Raw genomic sequence first — 18,031 nt, 5'->3', positions numbered from 1 at the left:
ACAATCACCGGATCATCCTTTCAATCGGTACAACAAGGATGTCTTTTGCGCCGGCTTTTTTCAGGTCTCCAACGAGAGAATACAGGTGTTCCTCTGAAACCACTGCATGAACGGCTACAAGATTATCATCTGATACGACATCCATAACAGTCGGCCCTGAAAGTCCCGGCAGAACATTCCTCACTTCATCGAGGTGCAAACGCTCCACATTCATCATCAAATAGCGCTGGCCTCTTGCATGCAGGACACTCTCAAGTGCAAGACAAAAATCACCAACCTTTTCAGAGAACAGTTTTCCCAGATTCCTGTTTTCAATAACGATTGTAGTGGATGTCAGTATCTCGCATACAATTCTCAGATTGTTTGTTGCAAGAGTCGTCCCGGAACTTGTAAGATCAACAATCGCATCAGCAATCCCGAGATATGGCGCCGCCTCACAGGCACCCCCGACCGGAACAAGTGTAACCTCAATTCCGAGTTTCTCAAAGTAACGCTCGCATATTCCCGGGAATTCCGTTGCAACCTTCAGACCTTTCAAATCCTCCGGCCCTTTTATTGCTGAATCATCAGGGACGGCAATCACGAGGGTTGCTTTGCCTGATTTCAGGTCAAGAAGCTCTTTAACATCAGAACCCCTTTCCATGACCATGTCCCTTCCCGTGATGCCGAGATCCGCGGCTCCGTTTGCAACATATTCAGGAATGTCAATAGGTCTTGCAAAAAGAACCTCGATTTTGGGATCAGAGGTTTTTGTAATAAGCTTCCTGCTTTTTGTATCTTGAAGTTTCAGGCCGCTGCTTTCGATAAGCTGGATAATAGGGTCTGCAATCCTTCCCTTATTTGGTATTGCAAGTCTCAGTACATCCCTCTTCTTTCCGTCAGGATTCATTCATTTAAATTTTGGTGCTAGTAATATTAGGATATTTACCATTAAGCCCTGAAGACACCCGAAATAGAAATCACTGATCAAATAATGAGAATATTCATTCTTTTTAAAAAAGTTGATTGTATTTATGAGTTTTAAGAATCAGAAGGTTCTGAGTTCACCGCGAATTACCCTTTCTGTAATATCTGTTACATTTGCAAGAGAGTCATCGATTATTGCATAAATTTCCTTTTCCATCTTGTCAGCTTCTTCGATTCCGTTTGCAATGTACTGCGCACTTGCAACAAGAGGCTGATCAATCGGCTTTCCAATCTGTGAAAGGAGGCGGATATACAGATCGTCTATGCCTTCAACCTCTGCAACACATTTCTTTGCAATCTCGGTTGACAAAAGGTTGTAGATCTTTCCGATGTGGTTTATAGGATTCTTTCCGCTTGTTGCTTCCATACTCATCGGGCGCTGTGGTGTGATAAGTCCGTTGCACCTGTTTCCACGGCCGACACTACCGTCATCACCCATCTCTGCAGATGTGCCGGTAACTGTCAGGAAGATACTTTCCTGATCTATTCTGTCACCTGTGTTGATAGCCACATTCACATTTCTCTTTGTTGAGCCGGATGCAACATTCCTGACTTCTTCTTTAATGAACTCGACAGCCTCAATATACTCGCCCATATCGGAGCAGAAGCGGTCAATCATAGGTACACACAGAGTCAGTGTTATGTCATCGTTCTGACGAAGACCCATGATTTTTACATCGGTACCGATTATAGGATGCTTTGCCCTTACATTGTTGTCAATGTGATCACTGACATTAAGAATAATATTTTCAAGATCGCTAAAAGGAGCGTGTCCTATACCAAATGATGTGTCATTTGCATGCGGTATTCTGCCGCTTCCGTTTGCCTTGAATACATCACGAAGATCAGATGATCCGACACCCATACGGCAGTCGACGATTACGTCATGCTCCATGTTAAGGTATTCAAGAGTGTTTCTCAGGTAATCTCTTGCAGCATTAACTGCAATTGCATCTGTCGGAATTGTTTTTCCTTCGAAACTCTTTGTTGCACGGCCTGTGAGAAGAACATAGACAGGCTTTGTTACAGTTCCGCCGCCGAACTTCGGCATGGACTCTCCTGCAACGATCTCTCCCTGGTCTGTGTTGTGGTGCAAAACTGCATCACATTCCTCAAGGTATGCCTTTGAAAGTGCTCTTGAAACGGCCTCTGCAATACCATCTGCAAGGCTGTCAGGGTGTCCTATACACTTTCTCTCTGCAATTTCCGTATTCTGCTTTTCTATCGGTGTCTGAAGGATTTTTTCTATTGCGATATTTCGTACCATATTACTGCTCATGCTCCCGGGAACATTTGATTATTAATAGTAGTATTTATTCACATAATAAATTATTATTCGCTTTGATCAAAAACAGCACGGGACCGGCAGGGTTAAAATAAATTTAAAAAAGAAGAGAGGATTATTTTTCAAAAGAATCCGTTTAAATCCTTTTACCAGCGTACGCGTACATCAGATCGTATGGTCTGATCACATTTGCCGTCACGGAATATCCTTACAATTCCGCCTGATTCGGAAACGGTTACACCAATTACCGGAATATCCAGTGTTATTGCCGCTGCCGCAAGGTGTCTGCCACCCATCCCTCCGGGAAGGTTTATTGAGCCGGTGTTTATATTGAGGTATCTTCCGGCGGCGACAATCCTTCCATTAGGATCGACTACAAAAACACCGTCAAGCTGCGAAAACTCCTTTATGCTCTCCCAGTTATGCCTGTTTTTAATATCGCAGTCATCAGGATGCTGACCTTTGTAAGGATTGATTATTGCCTGGTGTGAATTTTTCATTATTTCATCGGAATTTCCGATGATAAATGCTGTGCCTATGTGTCTGCCCTCACGCCCCTCGACTGCAATATCAAGTGCCAGCCTCAGTACTGCGGACATTACTTCACGGCTTACGATGTCGTCATAATCCCTGACATTAATAAAATTCCTGCCTTCATTTATGTCATATACCAAAATGGCATACGGGAAAACCCCGACCACAAGTCCTTCGTCAAAATTTTTGGTCAGATATATCTGGATAGCAGCATCGTGCAGATGCCTTTGGGATATCTCAAGGATATCATGCATTGTCAGATCCCTTAAAATATCAAGCTGAAGATCTTCCACCCAGATCACAGGCTTATCAGATTCAAAAGGAAATGGCTCTGTAAATGAAACAATTGCCTTTGCCCCTATATCCCCTGCAATTTCAGATGCATGCTGCATCATCAGTTCATTATCAACCATTTTTTTCAGAATTTTTTTAAAGCATTTCCCTAATCAGTGTCGGAATTAAAGACGGCTTACTTGCGACCGTGACACCCTGAGCTTCAAGACGCCTGATCTTTGACCCTGCATCTCCTTCACCGCCCTCAACAATTGCACCAGCATGCCCCATTCTCTTCTCAGGGGGTGCCGAAACACCTGCAATATAGGTTACAATCGGAAGATCTGTGTATGATGCACCTTCCTCCTCAAGGTTTCCGCCAACTTCTCCAATCAAAACAATTCCCCTAGTTTCAGGATCGTTTTCAAACCTTTCAAGAACGTCCACAAATGTCTGGCCGATAACAGGGTCACCGCCAATTCCTACTATCGTGCTCTGACCTATTCCCGCACGGGTCAGTTCATTTACAACCTCGTAAGTCAGTGTGCCGCTTCTGGAAATTATCCCCACATTTCCGGTATTTGCCTTAAATGCAAGGTGTGCAGGCATGATACCCATCTTAATTTCACCAGGGGAGAGTATTCCCGGACAGTTTGGTCCGATTACGCTGCAACCCTCCAGTCTTGCATATGATATTGCGCACATTGCGTCATGAACAGGAATATGTTCGGTTATCGCAACAACAGTCTCAAGACCGTTGTATGCAGCCTCCATAATGGAGTCCCCGGCTGCAAAACCCGGTACAAACAAAACGCTTGCAGAAGCATCATGCTCGGCGAGTGCCTCTCTTAAGGAGTCATATACAGGAACGCCGTCTACTTCCTGGCCGCCCTTGCCCGGGGTGACTCCTGCCACAACTCCTTTTCCTCCGACCTCATCCGCATAACGGTTCATCAGGTTAATGTGAAATCTGCCCTGCTTTCCGGTAGCACCCTGAACTATAACACCGGTATTTTTATCCCCGTAAATCATTTGCCTGCCTCCTTTACTGCACACATGACGACTTCTTCCATAGTATCAAGCATATGATAGCCGTTCTCTTTTAGAATACGCCTTCCCTCTTCTTCGTTTGTACCTGCAAGACGGACAACAACAGGCTGGCTGACACCTGCCTCAACAATTCCCTTTGCCACCTCATCGCAGCGTGTGATTCCTCCAAGAAGGTTTACAACGATGACTTTTACAAGAGGCATATCGGCTACAAGTCTGACTGCATTGCACACCCTTTCGGTATTTGCACCTCCGCCGACATCAAGGAAGTTTGCCGCTTTTCCTCCGGAAAGCTCAATTAAATCAAGAGTTGACATGGTAAGCCCTGCGCCGTTTCCGATTACGCCTATGTTACCTGTAAGCTCCACATATGAAAAGCCGTATTCCTCAGCCTTTCGTTCACGCGGGGTTAAATCACGGTTTACCCTGATACCCTGGCGGTACAGGGCATTGTCATCAATGATGAGCTTTGCATCAGCTGCATAGACACCTTTTTTTGTTGTGACAAGAGGATTAATTTCCGCAAGCAGTGCATCACTGTCACAGTAGACACGGTATAGTGAATTCAGGACAGGACCTATCTCCGCAGGAACACCTCTTAAAAGTCTCCTCATCATGAAAGGAGGAATATCATGTAAAATAGGGGCAACTCTTACCCTGTGAAGAGCATCAGGATTGTTCTTTGCAGTCTCTTCAATGTCAACACCGCCTGTTGCACAGAAAAGAATTACCGGCTCTTTTTTTGCACGATCTATTGTTATGCTCACATAGTATTCCTGTTCAATCGGCAGTTTTTCCTCTACCAGTATTTTTTCAACAGGAATTCCCTTTATCTCTTTTGAGAAGAGCAATTCTGCATTTTTTTTAGCTGATGCAACATCGGAAATTATTACACCGCCTGCCTTTCCTCTTCCCCCTACATCAACCTGTGCCTTTAACACAACTTCACTGCCAAGTGAAGAAGCCTGATCACCAATCTCTTCAGGACTGTTTATGACAAAACTTTCAGGCACGGGTATGCCGTGCTCTTTAAAGATCTTTTTCGCCTCAAATTCCAATAGTTTCAAATCCAGTTTCCTCCCTTTTTCCCAAGATCAAATCCTGCATTGAGTGCTTTCATGTTAAGCTGCTCAGTGCCTTTCGGTACGCTGTCAAGAACCGCCATTTCGATTGCCTCACGACTGACAACTTCGGTGGAACTCACCAGTGCGCCGAGCATTATAATATTTGCGACAATTACCCTGCCCATTGTATTTTTGGCCTCTTCTGTTGCCGGAACCTCAAAATATCTCGTTTCCGGCCTTGAAAAGACCAGTCCCTTGTCAAGTAGCATGAAAGAATCAGCACCTGCCCCGGTACCGTATTTTTCAAATCCCTGCTGGGACATGATTACATAAATATCCGGATTTGTTACCTCCGGATAAAGCACATCATCCTCATCAATGACAACGGCACTCATTGAAGCGCCGCCTCTTGCTTCAGGGCCGTAAACCTGCGTCTGTACGGCAAATTTTTTATCATATATTGCCGCAGCACGTCCCAGAATCACTGCCGAGAGAATAATTCCCTGACCGCCAAAGCCTGAGAACAAAATCTCATGCCTCATTCTTCAACCACTCCGAGAGCAGGGCGGTAACGCCTTACAAACTCACCTACTGTGAATAAATCATCAGGAACCTTTTCACCTGATTCCTCCATCCTTCTTTTTTTGGAGAGAAGAATTGAGTGAGTCCTCATATGATCAATCATATCTGTTACCTTTCTTTGTTTATTCCTTCTTCCAAACGATGTCGGGCACTGTGTCATTGCTTCGATGAAAGAAAGGCCGGTTGTTTCCATACCTGTCTTTATCGCCTTTGTAAGCTCTTTTACGTGATATGATGTCCATCTTGCAGAATAGTTTGCACCTGCGGCCACTGCAAGCTCTGCAAGATCAAATACAGGCTCTCTTGCACCGTACGGAGTTGTGGTTGAAATTGCCCCGACAGGTGTGCACGGACTCCCCTGTCCGCCTGTCATGCCGTAAATCATATTGTTCATACAGACTACCGTCATGTTGATATTTCTCCGGCAGGCGTGTATGAAGTGGTTGCCTCCGATTGCAGACAAATCACCGTCCCCTGTGAACACAACGACATTAAATTCCGGTTTTGCCATCTTGACACCGGTTGCAAACGCAAGGGCACGCCCGTGAGTTGTATGAAGTGAATCGGTTACGATATATCCCGGTGATCGTGAAGAACAGCCGATTCCTGAAACAAATATTGTATTGTCTATATCCCAGCCCATCTCGTTTACGGCATTAAGGGTACAGTTTATGACGGTTCCGTTGCCGCATCCTGTACAGAATATATGCGGCATTCTGTCATGGCGGTACCAGTCGCTGACATCTCCGGTCATATGAAGTCCTCCATCGCTTTTAGAAGTTCTTCTGTTGTATGAATTTCACCGCCGATTTTAGGAACGGATACAACCCTTACATCAGTGTGCCTCTCCACTTCTCTTGAGATTTGGCCGAGATTCATTTCAGGAACTATGAATGCTTTGGCATTTTCAAACTCGTAAAGTAGTTTTTCAGGGAAAGGCCAGACCATCCTGAGATTCAGATGTCCGATCTTAAGATCAGACCTGTTTTTCATGAGCTGCCTTACAGTCCTTGTCGCAGGACCGTAGGTTACAAAAACGACCTCTGCCTCAGGGTTGACAAGATCGTAATCCGCAATCTCGTATTTTTTGGACTCAATCTTATTAACAAGCCTTTTTACAAGCGTCGCATGTGTCTCATGGTTTGTAGTGTCAGGATAACCCCTCATGTCGTGAGTAAGACCAGTCACATGTACACGGTGACCCTCCCCGAATACAGGAAAACCCGGGATCATGTCATCTTCAGGTTCAAAAGGCAGTCTGCCTTTCAAAAGGGGCTTTCTTTGCGTTATTTCAACTTCATCAGGGATTGTAATTCTCTCACGCATATGACCGATTGTCTCATCAGACATAACGAACACAGGACAGCGGAACCTGTCTGCGAGATTGAATGCTTTTACCGTCAGTTCATACATCTCCTGAACACTTGACGGAGTAAGTGCAATTATGCTGATATCCCCGTGTGAGCCAAACCGGCACTGCATCATATCCCCCTGTGCCGACATGGTGGGCTGACCTGTTGAGGGTCCCCCCCTCTGAATATTTACGATAACACATGGTGTCTCGGTCATTATTGCATAGCCGAGGTTTTCCATCATCAGGGAAAAACCGGGCCCGCTTGTTGCGGTCATTGCACGTGCACCTGTCCAGGATGCACCGATTATTGCCGATATACTGGCGATTTCATCCTCCATCTGAATGAAAGTCCGACCAAGTTTTGGCAGTTTTTTTGCCATATGTTCGGCGATTTCAGTAGAGGGAGTGATTGGATAACCGCCAAAAAAACTGCACCCTGCCGCAAGAGCACCTTCAGCACAGGCTATATTGCCCTGCATAAATTCTATTCTGCTCAAAACTCTATCACCACTTTATGAGGTTCATATGGACCTTCCTCAACCCATTTTATTGCCTGATCAGGGCATATAAGCTGACATACCCCACACAAACGCCTTTGGTACAGTTTTTGAAGTCTGCAATTTGTGCATCTTTCGGGTCTGTCAAGAACAGGAACTACTATACCCTTTTCATTGAGTTTCGTTCCTTCCTGAAAAATATTGTAGGGACAGACCATTGTACAAAGATTGCATCCTTTGCAGAGTTTCTCTTCTATAACAAGTTTCATCAGGCACGACCCGCATCTAAATTATGCTGATTATATTATTGCGCGCTAAAACTACTAAATATATGCTAAAAATGCAAACCGGTTTTGCCGGTTAAAACATCCTTTCATAATTATCGCGGGCATTATCCCTTACCTTTTGGTAGAGATCACCCCCTGCCGAATCCATCCCGACAGTGAGAGGGAGATTTTCAACAGAGATTTCCCAGACTGCCTCTGCCATGCCGAGATCTTCAAAATATACGCCTTTTAATGTCATACGCGATGCAGCCAGCGCCGCGCAGCCTCCGGTGAAGGCAAGATATACCGCACGCCCCCTTATCTGATTGAGAAGATTTTCTCCCATTCCCCCTTTGCCAATTAAGCCGCGGACACCTGCATCAATCAAAAAACCGGAGAGATCATTCATTCTTGCAGAAGTGGTTGGTCCTGCTGCAACTATTTTTGAATCCTTAACAACAGGGCCGCAATGGTATATCACCGCACCTTCGGGGTTGAAGGGTATCCCCTCCTCCATCATTCGCATGTGGGCTTCATCACGGGCTGTATAAATAGTGCCTGAAAGAGAGACCCTGTCACCTGCCCGAAGGGAGAGTATTTCGTCCCCGAGAGGCGTTTTAAGTTCAGTCATTACAGGGCACCTCCACCTCAACTGTTGCATGACGGCATGCCCAGCACTGAACATTGACCGCCACAGGAAGGGATGCTGTATGGCAGTGCCCTTTTTTCACCTTTACCGCAATGCAGGTTGTGTCACCGCCAAGACCCATAGGACCTATTCCAAGTTCATTTACAGCATCGCAAATCTCCTGTTCAAACTCATCCATCGAATCGACCGGTTCAAGCAATGCTTCTTTTGCAAGCGAACACACACCGTCAAAAGTACTTCCGATACCCACACCCAGCACAACGGGGGGACAGGGTCTTCCGCCGGCAATCAGCATCGTCTCAACAACAAAACTTTTGATCCTGCCGGTTTCTGACGGGAGAAACATTGCAAGACGCGACATGTTTTCGCTGCCGCCTCCCTTTGGCATTGCAGTTATTGTAAATTTTTCACCAGGCCTTATGTGTACTGCAGGGACATTTACACCTGTGTTGTCACCTGAATTTTTACGTGTTATAGGATCAACGGCATTGGGCCTTAGGGGGACACTCTTATTTGCCCTTCTGACGCCTTCGTATATTCCTTCATAAATCTCAGAGGTAAGAGGTATTTCCGGCGGAAGAGTTACAAAAAATATGTGAAGCCCTGTATCCTGGCATATCGGAACCTCCAGTCTGCCGGCCTGTATGATATTTTCCAGAATATTTTCATATTCAGCCTTTGCAACAGGGCTGGTCTCTTTTGCAATAGTCTTTTCAAGGGCACGCATGAAATCACCGGGGAGATGAATTTCAGCCTCCCTGATTGCCTTTTCAGTCGCACGGGAAATATTTTCGATAAGCATTTTCTTCTCCACCAGACAAATATATGAATTTATAGATCATTTACGCGATATTTCTTAAATATGCGCATATAATAAGGACAAAAAGATTTCAGACAACAGTATCCGGAGACTATAAACGGTACCCTTTTGCCCCTTCGTCATATGAATTTCACAGGTTAGACTTTTTTTCCCTGACTGACAAATGCAATAATCAGGAATATCAATATTTGCCGGTGACATATGCCCGATGACACTTACAAGACAATAGTCAGCGATGATGAAAGCGGTTTTTTCGAGAACCTTTCCGAATACTTAAACGTACTCGGGAATCCAACAAGACTCAAAATACTCAAACTAATAGAGAACAATCCAAAAGACATCAGGGAGATCTCAGGCGGAATAGAAACAAGTTATGAAAATACAAAAAAACACCTTGACAAACTCCTCAGAATAGGAATAATTAAAAAAGAAGCAGGAATGGGAAAACCAACCTCAAAGGGAATACATGCAGTATGGAAATATTCCACCATTCCCGGAGGAATGGAGCTTGTCGCAAGGAACATAGGTAATTTCTGCAACATGGAAATCAAAAATCCCGATATTCAGGAAAGACTTCAAAATATCAGGAAGATGATCGATGATGAGATGGCAGGAGACATGCCGGTACTTGTTCTGCTCGGGGGAGAGGATGACGGCAGGGCGTATATCTTAAAAAGAAATGAATCAAAATTAGGCAGATATGACCCTACTGCAAAAGGGCTCTTTGATGAAGACTCGGATATTGTCCTAAAGGACAGTTACAGGGCAGTCACCCGTGTTTCAAAACCGCATGCGGTAATATTCAAAGATAAAGAATACTGGCTCATTAAAGATGCCGGAAGCGCAGGAGGGACTTTTCTGAACAATCACGATCTAATAAAATCATCAGGGGCAATTCTAAAAGACGGTGACATGATAGATCTTGGGAAGGGTGAGGGAAAAGCAACCCTTGTATTCCATCAGAAAAAATCACAAAATTCCTAAAAATCCGGGTGATTAAATGATAACAGATGCACATAAAAAGACCATTCTGATAATTATTTCTGCTATTTTTCTGATTCTGGCCACAACAGCACCGGCGATGGCGGGCTTTGGAAACCAGGGCCAGTCTGATAACGGACAACGTAACATTCCGGCACATGGAACAGATAATGCACCGGGCAATTCAGGGCAGGGACAGGGAACACAGACCGCACTGCCTGTCATATACGGACTTTTTATTGCTTTAATTGTGCTTGTTGCCATAATTCTCTACATCATATTTGTAAGATTAAGGCCCCGGAAAAAATACGGTGAAGAAAACAAAAAACAAAAATCCCTTTATGAATACGGCAAAACGACAGTTTTAGAGGAGAATAAAAACATGCCCCCAAATTTTCCACCGGAACTAAAAAACAGGTATTCTGATGTGGAGCTTATTGGAAAAGGGGGGCTTTCATTTGTATTTCAGGCAAAAATAAAAGATACGGAAGAGATCGTAGCTGTAAAAATTCCGGCATTAAAGGATGAAAAATCAGGCAGAATATTTTTGCAGGAGATTAAAATCTGGGAAGGACTGAGCCACCCGAACATTGTTTCAATAAAGTCAGTAAATGTTTTTCCTGTGCCATATGTAGAGATGGAATATGTTCCTGATTCTCTAAACGACCTGCACGTACCTGTCAAACCCGATATTGCACTGCATATTGCGGCAGGGATACTCAGGGGCCTCTCCTACGCCCATAGTAAGGGAATCATACATTGCGATATAAAACCGGGCAACATCCTGATTGACAGTGATTTCATACCTAAAATTGCAGACTGGGGAGTGGGCAGGGATCTTGGGAGGAAAAGCTCAGGGATATCAGGTTATACTCCGGCTTTTGCGGCACCCGAACAGATGTCATCAGTTACAGGAGAAGTCTGCACAGTAAGGACAGACATATACCAGACAGGGATGCTTATTTACTGGATGCTTTTTGGGAATACATCTTTTGAAGAGGAAATGTCCGGCATTGAAACTTCAGGGGACATCAAATACCCTCTGATAAACAGAATCGTAATGAAATGTATTCAAAAAAATCCGGAAAAGCGTTACGCCACAGCAGAAGAACTTCTTGAAGAGATTCTTTCCATCTCAGGCTCAACAGTAACAGGTTAAAAAAGTATTATTTCAGGCAGTGCCCGTCAGAGATAGGGGCAGTTGCCTGCATTATTACCCATACGGTGTCCGTTGCCCTGACCGTGCTTAAAGCCGGTTCCGTCAAGAGGTCTTACACCGTTGTTCGGGCAGTCATACTGGCATTCTCCGTTCTGGTTGCAGTATTGTCCTGAGATCTGTGTGTCATCACCTGTGTTTGCGACACAGTTCTGATACATCTGTCCGTGGCATCCGCTTCCGGTGTTGCCGGCGTTTCCCTGCCATGCACTAACAGGCATTGCGATTAGTGCTGCTGCAAGAAGAACAAGTCCTGCAACGATTACAATATTTCTTTTCATTTTCTTAATCTCCTTTTTTTGCGGAAAGAATAAACCTGCGGGAAATGAGAATTTCCCCGTAATGGTTTTTTTCTGTTCCCTACAGAATATATGTTGACTCAGATCAGGTTTATATTAGCAAAATATCAGAAGTTGATAGTATGAACCGGATGGTTCAGATAATGAAATAACTTTTTTAAAAATCACTTTTTCATAGCCTGCTTCCTCATATCAGGCGGAAACTTCTCAATCGCATAACGAAGAGAGGTTCGCGGCATGGAAAGCCTGTTTTCCATGACATAGGAGAAAACCTCGTCAGGATGCTTTTGTGAGGCTACCTTAAGCATCCACCCGTATCCTTTTTGAACCATGTCATCACTATCGGTCAGAAGAGCATCAGATATCCGAAATATTTCCGGGAGAAAAGAACCATTTCGTGCCGGACGAATCAGGGACACCGCAGATGCACGCCTCACCCAGCGGTTTTGTGAACTTGTCCATTCTAAAACATTCGAAATGAACTCAGGATACTTCTCGAGAAATTCACCGGCTGCCCCTGTGCACAGATCATCACAGTCAATCCAGCAGAAAATATTTTCATTCACCCACCTCTCAAGGAACTGAAATGATTCGGGGGAATAATGCTTTTTTGCTCGTTTTGCCCAGTCAAATGCAACTGCACGAAGCTCAAAAATGTTCTTATCAACAAGATACTGGCACAGCAAAAAAATATCAGCACCGGACATGTATTTTACCTCATTCTGCCACCACTTTTTTGCAATCAGCCGGATATGGGGTTTTCTGACACCAATAAAACCCTTTTCAGGAACTCCGTTCAGAGCCGTCTCACGCTCTGCGTACTCGTGATCTGCGTATGCCTTAAGCTCTTCAATAATTTTTTCAGCAATATCCTGAAAAGAATCTGCTGAACTGAAAATTTGCTGTTCTGTAATCAAAATCACCCCTGTGAAAGAACTCACATCTGCCAGATATACAGAAAAGGGTAATGCCTCAAAACAGTTAAAGACTGAAGATGAACTGAAAAATCCATATCAGGAAATACACAGTTCAAATGAATAATCAAAAATTATTCAAAAAAGGATATTTTACAGAAACCTAATAATTAGGCTTCTATTTCCCTTTTCTCAACAACAATACGTGTAGGAGTCGGAAGTTTGTAACCGGCACTCTTAAGAGCCTTCTTTGCCTTCTCCGCATTTGCCTCAGAGGTGTAAATTGTAAACACTTTCTGGCGTGGCTGTACACGTGCTGCTGTTCCTACTGCCTTTCCAAATGCCATTCTCATTCCTTCTGACACACGGTCAGCACCTGCACCGGTAGCCTGCTTGTTCTCACGAAGCACCTGGTGTGGGAATGTACGAAGCTTGAAATGGTAGTTCATCCTTCCAATCTCTTTCATGAGCTTACGGTTTACACCCATACGTGCTGCTTCAAGAGCTTTGTGCTGAATCTGACATGCTTCATCTGCAAGAATCGAAATCTCTACCGGGAACTGCTGTTTTGTGTTGCCCATATTAAACTGAACAACCTTCGAACCGGGCACACCACCCATATATTCACGTCTGGTGTATGCCCTTTTCGAGATTGCCCTGTACATTTTTGCTGGTTTTCGGACCATTTGTATGAACTCCTCGCTATCTGAATGTGCTATAAAAAATGGGGATGTATCCTAATAAATCTAACTATGTAATATCCCGAATCAGTATATTTTAATCATGATGTTCCTTCACCCATGAGAGATAAGACGTACTTACGCAGGTGTGCAAACTCAGGCGCAGTGCGATCTCTGCATCGGGGTATCTTTACCTCGACAATTTCCTTTATCTTCCCGGGCCTTGCTGAAAATACAACAATTCTGTCAGCCAGGAACACAGCCTCATCAACGCTGTGTGTGACAAAGATGATTGTCTTCTTCGTCTTTCTCCAGATTTCCAGAAGTTCACGCTGCATCGTATTCCGGGTCTGGGCATCAAGAGCACCAAAAGGCTCGTCCATTAAAAGAACTTTAGGCTCATTTGCAAGTGCACGGGCAATGGCAACCCTCTGACGCATACCGCCCGAGAGCTCGTGCGGATAAGCTTTCCCAAAAGATTCCAGATTCACAATGTTCAGATATTCCTCTGCAATCTTTCTCCTCTCCGCCTTTGACATGCCTTTCATCTCAAGACCAAATGCGATATTGTCAGTCACATTTCGCCAGGGAAAAAGGGAATACTCCTGAAAGACCATGCCCCTCTCAGGATCAGGTCCTTTTATGGGTTCACCGTTTAAGGCTGCCTCACCTGAGTCAGGGGTGTCAAGACCTGCAATTATCCGGAGAAGTGTCGTCTTGCCACAGCCCGAAGGCCCTACAAGGCATACAAACTCCTTATCACTTATATCGAGGCTGACATCCTGAAGGGCGACGACAGGTTCCTGACCCTCCTTTTCAAATACGCGGACCACCTTTTTAACAGAAACACTTCCCATTTATCTCACCTCTTCTTCCTGCCATTTCAGGGTCAGCCTGTCCACATAATATCTGAATGCCATGTCAATTGCAAGACCGATAAGGCCAAGCACAAGCATGTAAACAACAACCATCGGAATATTGTAGAGGTTGTAATAAGTCCAGAGATTTTTTCCAAGACCGTTTCGTCCAGTGCCTGCACCAAATATTTCAGCACCTACAAGACACATCCAGCCGACACCCATTGAAATCCTGATACCGGTTGTAATTGAAGGAATGGCTGATGGAAATGCAATATAGCGGATCTGACTCAGGCTGCTGCTGCACCCAAGAACCTTTCCTGCCTCGACAAAGACCTTTGGAACATTCTTAAATCCGGAATATGTATTTACCAAAACCGGAAAGAGGGCCCCGACAAATATTATAAAACCTGCCGAGAGGTGTGTAAGCCCGAACCATATAATTGCAAAAGGAATCCATGCAAGCGGGGGTATCGGACGAAGAATCTCAACAATAGGATTTATTGCCTGATCAATTCTTTTAAACCACCCCATTGCAATACCGACAGGTATTCCGACAATTATGGCGGCAGACATACCGATAATGAAGTGGTAAAGACTGATCTCAAGGTCTAACAGCAGAGAACCCTTTTCCCCGAATATACTGTATAGAAATGAATCAAAAACTTCAACAACACTTGGGAGCCTGTGGGAATCTCCAACTATGTACACCGCGGTTAACTGCCATAGTATAAGAAAAATTATTGCAGTAACAACAGGCAGAAGATATCTGATCAGTTTCTCTTTATCTCTTTTTATCATGCCAGAATGCTAATCATTTGTTTTTCAAAATTAAATCAGTTTGCAGTTTTAAAGCCGGCTGCAATTAAACCAAAAAAAGTTTTAAAAAAAATTTTTTGATCATTCAGGCTGTTTCTACAGCTTTCTCATAAAAAGAGAGATCAAATATCTCATCTTTTGCCAGAGGTTTTTTGATGTATCCAAGTGAAGCCTGAATATCTGTATAGTTGACAACAGAGTCTGTAATCATGTTTGGATCTTCAATCCACTTGCCATCCCATTCGCTGAATGACTTCTTTACAACATCGATATCGATCTTGTTCATTTTCTGGAAAATTTCCGCAGCCTCATCCTGATTTTCCATTGCGTATTCTGTTGCCTTGATGTGTGTTTTTACGATCTGGTCAACAACATCAGGGTGGTTTCTGATAAGATTGCCGGAGACCAGCAGAACACAGCATGCATGATTCTCTTCCATTGAACCTGACTGAACAATTGTTACACCCTTGCCCTCATTTGCAATCACACTTGGAGCGGGGTGTGGGAGGAATACAGCATCAACAGCACCTTCTGCTATTGCAACTGTTGCATCGCCGGGGCCCATTGGGCGTATGTCAACATCCTTTTCGGGATCAAGACCGTTTTCGGAGAGCCAGTTCCTAAGAAGCGTATCCTGGATTGTTCCTTCAGGGAATGTTGCAATAATCAGACCTTTGAGATCAGCAGGGCTTTCATATTTTATGTCAGGTCTGATTACAAGATCAGATCCCTGTACCTGAACGCCTGCAACGATCCTTGCGTCAAGACCGTTTGCGAGTGCTGATATAACAGGTGCTGCGCCAACGTATGCAACATCAATCTCCCCTGCCATCATTGCCTGCATCTCAGGTGCACCGGTAGGGAACTTGTGATCTGTAATTTCGGTTATTCCAAACTGTGCAAGATCTTCCTTCCACATTCCCTTATCAGATGCAACCATGTATGCGATCTGGTGGGTTGAAGGCTGATAGCCAAATGAGAGTGAGTTTATTGCAGGTGCAGCAGTGCCGTCAACTGTGTCTTTTCCGTTATCATCGCCGGTGCCTGTACACCCGGCCACCAGAACAAGTGCAACCGCCAAAAGTGCAATTGCAAACCAGTATAGTGATTTTTTCATAACAATCTTCTCCTTAAAAATAAACTATTGGATAAATACCATTAGACTCATTATAATATAATTTATTCATTTTAACAGACCAATTATCCCAAAAGTACACCATAGAGAATACATATTGTGACAAATGTATAATTTATGTGGGCTGTTACACAATTTTTCCATAACCCTCCATAAAATTCAGATCAGGAACCTGTTGCAGGCCACAAAAAAATAATTTACAACAGGGACTTTTTGAAGTGCTGTACCGGCTCATTTAAACCATCCACTTTATCGTCGCTTTAATCATTTAACGAATCAAAATAATTAGTCAGGAGTGTATCAAAGATCATGAGCAAAGACCCTTTAAGAGAAGGTCGTCTTGGTGATGAAAGACCTGCCGAAGTCTGGGAGTATCTCTCATCAATGCAGGCAGACCGGAATATTGGTCAGGCAGATATTCTTGTTGACATCAGCCACCTTCTGATGCTTGAAAAACAGGAAATTGTTGACAGGGATTCTGCAAAAGAAATAATGAAGGTTCTTTTGGATTTTCATAAAAACGGTCTTCCCGATTCCGTTTATGATGACAAATACGAAGACATCCATGCAGGAATCGAGGCACACATCATAGACAAAACAGGTATTGATAAAGGCGGCAGACTGCATGTCGGCAGATCCAGAAATGATGAGGTCGCAACATGTGTCAGAGTCAGATTAAGAAATGACATAATTGAAATTCTGGACGAAATTCTGTATCTCAGGTCTCTTCTGATAAGAAAATCCTCAGAGAATAAAGAGACCTTCATGCCGGGCTTTACACATCTCCAGCATGCACAGCCGACAACCCTTGCACATTATTTTATGAACTATGAGCAGGCATTCGGACGTGATTTTGAGAGGCTTGGGGACAGTTATCTGAGAGTGGATCAGTGCCCCCTTGGTGCAGCGGCTTTTGCATCAACCGGTTATCCGATTGACAGGGAATATACGGCAGCACTTCTTGGATTTTCAGAAGTTTTGGAGAACTCAATGGACTGCGTTTCAGGGCGTGACTTCTGCCTGGAAGTAATATCAGACTTCTCGATTGCAATGACAAACCTGAGCCGCATGTGCGAAGAGATTATTCTGTGGAGTTCGTCATTTGTCAGATTCGTAAATCTTGCTGATGCATACTGCTCCACAAGCTCAATCATGCCACAGAAGAAAAACCCGGACTGTGCAGAGATTATGCGCGGAAAAACCGCATCCGTTGCAGGAGCACTTTCTGCTGCAATTACGCTTGTTAAAGGTCTTCCAATGAGCTATAACCGCGACATGCAGGATTTGTGGCCTCACCTGTGGAGAGCCATATCCGACACTAAACTTTCTCTTAAGATTATGACTGGCATGATCGAAACTGCGGAGTATAACAAAGAGAGGATGGAAGAAGAGGCGGGAAAAGGTTTTGCAACTGCAACAGAGCTTGCTGACGTAATGGTCAGAGAGTTCGGACTTCCCTTCAGGACAGCACACGGTATTGTTGGAAGGGCTGTCAGACTGGGTAAACTCGATATTGATACACTTGAGGAAGCAGCAGTTGAAATGGCGGGAATATCGCTTAAAGGAAAGGGCATGGATGAAAAAGCTGTTGCAAGGGCTCTGGACGTTGAATTTTCAGTCAGTGAGAGAGCGGCAACAGGCGGTCCTGCACCTGTTGCAGTCCAAAAAAGCATAGATAGAAGAAGCCTTGCCCTCGAGGAAGATAAGGAATGGCTAAATGATCTTAAGTGCCGGATTGAAGAATCAAACGATAAGATGATAAAAAAGGCAGAGGAGTTGATCTCATAACA

The 18,031-nt window shown here is 44.2% G+C and carries 20 protein-coding genes; 3 read left to right on the top strand and 17 right to left on the bottom strand.

Annotated features, from left to right (window positions below; translation table 11 throughout):
* Positions 1 to 4 precede the first annotated feature (4 nt).
* The 11 genes from hisG to F1737_RS01570 all read right to left on the bottom strand — a co-directional run bounded on the left by hisG (position 5) and on the right by F1737_RS01570 (position 9,322).
* Positions 5 to 889: an ATP phosphoribosyltransferase gene (gene hisG, locus F1737_RS01620; protein ID WP_317137038.1), complete on the bottom strand. Its 885-nt coding sequence runs from the start codon at positions 887 to 889 to the stop codon at positions 5 to 7.
* 138 nt (positions 890 to 1,027) lie between these two features.
* Positions 1,028 to 2,233: a methionine adenosyltransferase gene (locus tag F1737_RS01615; protein WP_317137037.1), complete on the bottom strand. Its 1,206-nt coding sequence runs from the start codon at positions 2,231 to 2,233 to the stop codon at positions 1,028 to 1,030.
* A gap of 164 nt (positions 2,234 to 2,397) precedes the next feature.
* Positions 2,398 to 3,198 carry a DNA integrity scanning protein DisA nucleotide-binding domain protein gene (locus F1737_RS01610; protein ID WP_317137036.1) on the bottom strand — a complete coding sequence of 267 codons (801 nt, stop codon included), beginning with the start codon at positions 3,196 to 3,198 and terminating at the stop codon, positions 2,398 to 2,400.
* Positions 3,199 to 3,214: 16 nt separating this feature from the next.
* A complete protein-coding gene (sucD, locus tag F1737_RS01605) occupies positions 3,215 to 4,090 on the bottom strand; it encodes a succinate--CoA ligase subunit alpha (RefSeq protein WP_317137035.1) in 876 nt (291 codons plus the stop codon).
* Positions 4,087 to 5,175: an ADP-forming succinate--CoA ligase subunit beta gene (gene sucC, locus F1737_RS01600; protein WP_317137034.1), complete on the bottom strand. Its 1,089-nt coding sequence runs from the start codon at positions 5,173 to 5,175 to the stop codon at positions 4,087 to 4,089. The genes sucD and sucC overlap by 4 nt, the downstream gene beginning before the upstream one ends.
* Positions 5,172 to 5,714: a 2-oxoacid:acceptor oxidoreductase family protein gene (locus tag F1737_RS01595; RefSeq protein ID WP_317137033.1), complete on the bottom strand. Its 543-nt coding sequence runs from the start codon at positions 5,712 to 5,714 to the stop codon at positions 5,172 to 5,174. The genes sucC and F1737_RS01595 overlap by 4 nt, the downstream gene beginning before the upstream one ends.
* Positions 5,711 to 6,508, bottom strand: a complete 798-nt coding sequence (locus F1737_RS01590) for a thiamine pyrophosphate-dependent enzyme (RefSeq protein WP_317137032.1) — start codon at positions 6,506 to 6,508, stop codon at positions 5,711 to 5,713. Before F1737_RS01590 ends, F1737_RS01595 begins: the two co-directional genes overlap by 4 nt.
* Positions 6,505 to 7,605 carry a 2-oxoacid:acceptor oxidoreductase subunit alpha gene (locus tag F1737_RS01585; protein ID WP_317137031.1) on the bottom strand — a complete coding sequence of 367 codons (1,101 nt, stop codon included), beginning with the start codon at positions 7,603 to 7,605 and terminating at the stop codon, positions 6,505 to 6,507. Before F1737_RS01585 ends, F1737_RS01590 begins: the two co-directional genes overlap by 4 nt.
* Positions 7,602 to 7,874, bottom strand: coding sequence for a 4Fe-4S dicluster domain-containing protein (locus F1737_RS01580; protein ID WP_317137030.1), 273 nt, complete (start codon positions 7,872 to 7,874; stop codon positions 7,602 to 7,604). Before F1737_RS01580 ends, F1737_RS01585 begins: the two co-directional genes overlap by 4 nt.
* Positions 7,875 to 7,965: 91 nt before the next feature.
* Positions 7,966 to 8,502, bottom strand: a complete 537-nt coding sequence (locus F1737_RS01575; RefSeq protein ID WP_317137029.1) for a FumA C-terminus/TtdB family hydratase beta subunit — start codon at positions 8,500 to 8,502, stop codon at positions 7,966 to 7,968.
* Positions 8,495 to 9,322: a fumarate hydratase gene (locus F1737_RS01570; protein WP_317137028.1), complete on the bottom strand. Its 828-nt coding sequence runs from the start codon at positions 9,320 to 9,322 to the stop codon at positions 8,495 to 8,497. Before F1737_RS01570 ends, F1737_RS01575 begins: the two co-directional genes overlap by 8 nt.
* A 219-nt stretch (positions 9,323 to 9,541) precedes the next feature.
* On the opposite strand from F1737_RS01570, the gene F1737_RS01565 reads away from it, so the two are divergent.
* Positions 9,542 to 10,324, top strand: a complete 783-nt coding sequence (locus F1737_RS01565) for an FHA domain-containing protein (RefSeq protein ID WP_317137027.1) — start codon at positions 9,542 to 9,544, stop codon at positions 10,322 to 10,324.
* Between the two features lie 16 nt (positions 10,325 to 10,340).
* Positions 10,341 to 11,480 carry a serine/threonine-protein kinase gene (locus tag F1737_RS01560; protein ID WP_317137026.1) on the top strand — a complete coding sequence of 380 codons (1,140 nt, stop codon included), beginning with the start codon at positions 10,341 to 10,343 and terminating at the stop codon, positions 11,478 to 11,480.
* Between the two features lie 26 nt (positions 11,481 to 11,506).
* Here F1737_RS01560 and F1737_RS01555 read toward each other — a convergent pair whose 3' ends face one another.
* From F1737_RS01555 to F1737_RS01530, 6 genes are all read right to left on the bottom strand, one after another.
* Positions 11,507 to 11,818 (bottom strand): hypothetical protein, encoded by a 312-nt coding sequence (locus F1737_RS01555; protein ID WP_317137025.1) that lies wholly within the window; start codon positions 11,816 to 11,818, stop codon positions 11,507 to 11,509.
* A gap of 182 nt (positions 11,819 to 12,000) precedes the next feature.
* Entirely contained in the window at positions 12,001 to 12,753 is a 753-nt protein-coding gene (locus F1737_RS01550) for a DNA alkylation repair protein (protein ID WP_317137024.1), read from the bottom strand.
* A 167-nt stretch (positions 12,754 to 12,920) separates the two neighbouring features.
* Positions 12,921 to 13,436 (bottom strand): 50S ribosomal protein L16, encoded by a 516-nt coding sequence (locus F1737_RS01545; protein WP_317137023.1) that lies wholly within the window; start codon positions 13,434 to 13,436, stop codon positions 12,921 to 12,923.
* A gap of 95 nt (positions 13,437 to 13,531) precedes the next feature.
* Positions 13,532 to 14,287: an ABC transporter ATP-binding protein gene (locus F1737_RS01540; RefSeq protein ID WP_317137022.1), complete on the bottom strand. Its 756-nt coding sequence runs from the start codon at positions 14,285 to 14,287 to the stop codon at positions 13,532 to 13,534.
* Complete coding sequence (locus F1737_RS01535) at positions 14,288 to 15,088, bottom strand: ABC transporter permease (protein WP_317137021.1); 801 nt, start codon at positions 15,086 to 15,088, stop codon at positions 14,288 to 14,290.
* Between the two features lie 103 nt (positions 15,089 to 15,191).
* On the bottom strand, positions 15,192 to 16,223 hold the full coding sequence (locus F1737_RS01530) for an ABC transporter substrate-binding protein (RefSeq protein WP_317137020.1): 1,032 nt from the start codon (positions 16,221 to 16,223) through the stop codon (positions 15,192 to 15,194).
* 327 nt (positions 16,224 to 16,550) lie between these two features.
* On the opposite strand from F1737_RS01530, the gene argH reads away from it, so the two are divergent.
* Positions 16,551 to 18,029: an argininosuccinate lyase gene (gene argH, locus F1737_RS01525; RefSeq protein ID WP_317137019.1), complete on the top strand. Its 1,479-nt coding sequence runs from the start codon at positions 16,551 to 16,553 to the stop codon at positions 18,027 to 18,029.
* Positions 18,030 to 18,031 lie beyond the last annotated feature (2 nt).

This window comes from Methanoplanus sp. FWC-SCC4, from assembly GCF_032878975.1.
GTDB classification, from domain to species: Archaea; Halobacteriota; Methanomicrobia; order Methanomicrobiales; family Methanomicrobiaceae; genus Methanochimaera; species Methanochimaera problematica.
The sequence above is the reverse complement of the archived record's forward strand: the minus strand, read 5'-3'. Positions and strand labels throughout refer to the sequence as shown.